This is a genomic window from Finegoldia sp. P1-F-LS (assembly GCF_052932205.1).
Genome location: NZ_JBRFJH010000024.1, coordinates 1 through 1,116, shown reverse-complemented (window position 1 = coordinate 1,116; position 1,116 = coordinate 1). Strand labels below are relative to the sequence as shown.

Annotated in this window: 1 protein-coding gene; it reads right to left on the bottom strand. The window is 29.6% G+C overall.

Translation table 11 applies throughout. The features are described 5' to 3' along the window. Positions 1–27: 27 nt before the first annotated feature. Complete coding sequence (locus tag ACU68Y_RS09015) at positions 28–1,014, bottom strand: IS30 family transposase (protein ID WP_094226153.1); 987 nt, start codon at positions 1,012–1,014, stop codon at positions 28–30. Positions 1,015–1,116 lie beyond the last annotated feature (102 nt).

The window sequence follows — 1,116 nt, the reverse complement described above, 5'->3', positions numbered from 1 at the left end:
GACGAATTGTCAAATCAAATGCAACACTTATGGTAAGAAACCAAAAAGTTCTTCTTTAGGTGTTTTATATTGTATACATTTTCTAGGTCTATTATTCATTAAACTTAAGTTATCATTTAAATCATTAATATTTACTTCCGATAAATCCATACCTTTAGGATAAAACTCCCTTAAAAGTCCATTACTATTTTCATTTGTACCCTTTTGCCATGCACAGTAGGGGTCACAAAAATAAGTTTTACATCCTAACTCTTTTTCTATTTTCTCAAATTCTGAAAATTCTTTACCTCTATCAAAAGTTATTGTTTTTACTAATTCTTTTGGAAAATCTTTTAGTGCATTGATTATTGCAGGCGTTACATTTTCTGATTTCCTATTTTCAACTAGAATTGCTATATAGTATCTAGATTTTCTTTCTGCTAAAGTTACGAAACAGTATCCACTTTTTCTTTTATGATCGAATCTGCCTGATTCTACTGTATCTGCTTCCCAGTGACCTAGCTCTTGCCTTTTGTATATTTCTTTAGGTCTTTTCTTAATTGTTCTTCCTTTATCGTTGAATTTTCCTCTTTTTTCTGCTGGTCTCTTAAACTTTCCTTTTCTTCTTAAATTTTTCATACTGGTTTTTGGCAGTTTTTTTGCGTGTATGAGCCTATATATGGTTGATGTAGATGGTATATGATTAGTAGCATTTGTTTTTCTATTTGATATTTGTTCAGGTGACCAATGTTCATTAATTTTTATAGTTAAATACTCAATAACATCTTTAGTAAACTTGGTTTTCCTATGACAATCTTTCCTTCTATCACGATATTTGTCATTTGCCTTTATTGGGAAATATCTAGTGTTACTTCCTCTACTGGATTTTATTTTAGAAGAATTTCTTTTAATTTCTCGACATATTGTACTAGGTGACCTTTTAAGTGCTTGTGCAATTTTCCTTATACTCATTCCTAAATTTAAAAATTGGTAGATACAAGATCTCTCTTCTATGGTAATATGGTTATAGCTCATAGTTAATCGCTCCTTTTAATATGTTTTGTTTGGTCACTTACATATTAACACAGCTGATTAGCTATGAGTTATTTTATGTTGCACTTGTTATGATAAATTATC